Origin of the sequence: Kitasatospora sp. NPDC057542, assembly GCF_042801945.1 — a bacterium.
GTDB lineage: Bacteria > Actinomycetota > Actinomycetes > Streptomycetales > Streptomycetaceae > Kitasatospora.
The window spans coordinates 1-2,857 of the sequence record NZ_JBHVFE010000713.1; the positions used below are offsets into that span (position 1 = coordinate 1).

3 protein-coding genes and 1 pseudogene are annotated in these 2,857 nt (G+C 68.4%); 3 read left to right on the top strand and 1 reads right to left on the bottom strand.

The window, feature by feature from the left end:
- Positions 1 to 49 precede the first annotated feature (49 nt).
- Complete coding sequence (locus tag ACFU7Y_RS42520; protein ID WP_380771809.1) at positions 50 to 271, bottom strand: hypothetical protein; 222 nt, start codon at positions 269 to 271, stop codon at positions 50 to 52.
- A 392-nt stretch (positions 272 to 663) separates the two neighbouring features.
- Between ACFU7Y_RS42520 and ACFU7Y_RS42525 the strand changes: the two genes are divergently transcribed.
- The 3 genes and pseudogenes from ACFU7Y_RS42525 to ACFU7Y_RS42535 form a co-directional block, all read left to right on the top strand.
- Positions 664 to 1,260 carry a hypothetical protein gene (locus tag ACFU7Y_RS42525; protein ID WP_380771811.1) on the top strand — a complete coding sequence of 199 codons (597 nt, stop codon included), beginning with the start codon at positions 664 to 666 and terminating at the stop codon, positions 1,258 to 1,260.
- Between the two features lie 708 nt (positions 1,261 to 1,968).
- Positions 1,969 to 2,361, top strand: a complete 393-nt coding sequence (locus ACFU7Y_RS42530; RefSeq protein ID WP_380771813.1) for a hypothetical protein — start codon at positions 1,969 to 1,971, stop codon at positions 2,359 to 2,361.
- A gap of 111 nt (positions 2,362 to 2,472) precedes the next feature.
- Positions 2,473 to 2,857, top strand: a pseudogene (locus ACFU7Y_RS42535) (hypothetical protein); the annotation flags it as partial.

Here is a 2,857-nt window from a genome sequence, read left to right on the forward strand (position 1 = left end):
GCTACCGGCTGCGGCCTCGGTGAGGACGGGATCTGGCGGTCTGGTGGCGTCAGTCGATGTCGAGGACGCCCCGGTCGATGCCGGTGAACTCGACGACGAGGCCGGCGGCGAGGACGGCGGCCCAGTCGGCTTTGGAGGCCCCGGCGTCGCGGGCGGCGGACGCCCCGGGGACGGTGCGGGGGCGCAGCTGTGTGGGTGTGGGGGCCGGGCCGTACGGAGGCGGTCTGACGGTCTTTCTGGGGCCGTCGTGCCCCAGTCCGGCCCGCCGCACCGCGAGCGGTTGGCATCAGGCGGACGGGATCCACGGCCATCCGGGTCCAGCGATAGCGATCGGTGCTGGATCTTCACCGCAACACAGCGGGACACTTCACCGCGCACCCGGCCCCGCCGTTCACTATCCCCAACCACAAACGCCCGCGACCAGGGAAAACAGCCTCGACCACCCCGGTGAACAGCCACACCGAGCCACTGAAAACCAAACGCCGATCATCACCGGCGCATGAGAGGATGCGCGCGATCTTGGGGCTACGGAGGGGTTGTCCGGTGCGTGTGCGTGCTGTCACGCTGGTTGCGGGGGTTGCGGTGGGGCTGGGGCTGGCGGGGTGTTCCGGCGGGCTGTCCGACGTGCGGTCGGCGGGTGGGGCCCCGGCCTCTGCGGGGCCCGTGCCACCGCGACTGGCCGCCGGTCTGCTGACGTCTGCTCAGCTTCTGGCCGGCTTCCAACTGCTGCCCGATGTTCCCCGCTCCCCCGCTCCTCGTGCCCCGATCATGTCGATGCCGTGCTCGGACCTGGTGACGGACAGCTTTCTGGCCACCCACACCCAGTTCTTGGAGGAGGCTTGGGTCAGCCTGGAGCGGCCACCCACCGACCCCCACGACCTCGCCGACGGCTGGTACGGCGAGGAGACGCTCGACCGGTACGGGCCCGGCCAGGCGGCCACCGTCATGACGGCCATCCGCGGCGCGGCGCAGCGCTGTGCCTCCTACTCCGACGTGCTTCCCCTTGGCGGCCCCGCGACGCAGAACACCGTGTCGACGAAGGATGCGGGCGTGCCGGCGGACGACAGCCTGGTGCTGCGGATCACCGTCACCTCCGCGGACGACAACCAGCCGTGGGTTATCGAGAGGGCGTTCGTCCGGGAGCGCGATGTGCTGCTGACGGTGGACAAGTTGATCGAGCAGGCGCCCGTGGTCGGGGTGGAGGCCGTCCTGCCGGCCGCCGTGGCGGCCTACCGCGCGGCCGGTGGCGGCAAGGGCTGAGCGGGCTCGGTCCGGGGCATGTCTCCCCATTTTTCGGCTGTCCCGTTCAACGGCGGCCGCCATCACATGGTGGCGGCCGGAGGGGCGGTCAGCGCATCCACGACTCCGGGACGGGCGCGGGCGGCGTGGCAAGGGGTCCAGTCAGTCCGCTGGGACTGCCAGTTCCCTTGCGGTGTTTGCGGATCTGGTCGTGGTCAGGCTGGGGGTCGAGGGCGTGGGCGAGGTGGGTCCAGGTGCCCAGGCTGTAGCGCCACCAGGTGTCGGGCCGAGGAAGCCGTGCTCCAGGAGGCGGTCGGTGGTGGTGGCCAGGACAGGGATCCGGCCCTTGTAGGTCTGGTACTCGATGTCCTCCTCTTCGTGGTGCCGGCCTTGCCAGTGCTGGCTGGTGGCGGCGCCGAAGGCGTCGGTGCGGGAGTTCAGGCCTTGCGGGGCTGGCCGCCTTTGAGGCCGCGGTGTCGGCGTACACGTGTTGATGAGTACGCAGACAGTTGGCCGCGAAGGCGAACCTTCCCTGGGCAAGTTGGCTTGGAACGGGACGGCGATCGATGCGTGGGTCGGAGACTACGTAGTGCAGCAAGCGCGTCCTTACGTCGACGGCGGGCAGTATGGCCTGGCCGATGACTTTCGGAAAGATGACCTGTGAGGCGAGCGGTAGGCGGCCTCGGAACCGAGAGAAGGGACAGTCGGTTGGCTCCCGGACTGAAGCGAGTGATCCTCGCGGCCGCGGCACTGACGTTGGCGGCTGCTGCGATCGCCGGATGGCGGATCATGTCGGCGGAGCCCGAGCTGGAAGGCACCTGGCGCAACGGTTCCTTCCTGCTGGAGCTCAAGGGCGACGGAACCATCGGCGGATCGTTGATACCGGCCAGCGTCTGCGACTACTCAGACAGGTCCCCGTCGGATGAGGTCACCGAGATCGACGGCTCCTGGAAGGAGGAGTTCTTCAACGATGCCGGAAACGGTGTCCGTATCAACGCGATACGGAAGGACGGACAGGGCAAGTGCAACTTCTGGATGTCCTATCTGCACTACGCAGACAGCACCGAGTTGGGGTTCACCTATCTCCGCTCCCCGGTGGAGACGCTCGTCAAGTCGTCCTGAGCTTGTTCTTTAAGGTCGGACCGGGCCGGTTGCGACGTGCGGCACCGGGTTGCCAACCGCCCCGAGTAAATCCGTTGGCACCGGGAACCTCCAGATGACAAGGCTGCACTGGTGAACACCCTGCCGCCGTTGCCCGGCCCGCTCCCTCTGCCAGTACCGGACCCGCGTGCCCGCGACGTCGTTCTCGACTATGCAGGCATGGACGCTTTGGTGGCCGGCCTGGTTCTGCCTGGCGACGCGTCGATGTACGTCATGAGCGCGATGGAAACGTCCCGCGAGCTCATCCGGCACTCCTACTACCGGTACGAGTTCGCCACCGTCGCCGTCACACATTCCCTGTTCGCCCTGGAGCACATCCTTGCCGGGCGTCTGGCCATCGACGAACCGTTCCAGGACCTCATCGAGCGGGCCAGCGACGCAGGGCTCATCCCGGCCGAACTCGCTGCCGAGCTCGACCGCAGCCGAGTACTGCGCGACGAACTCACGCAGGGCACCG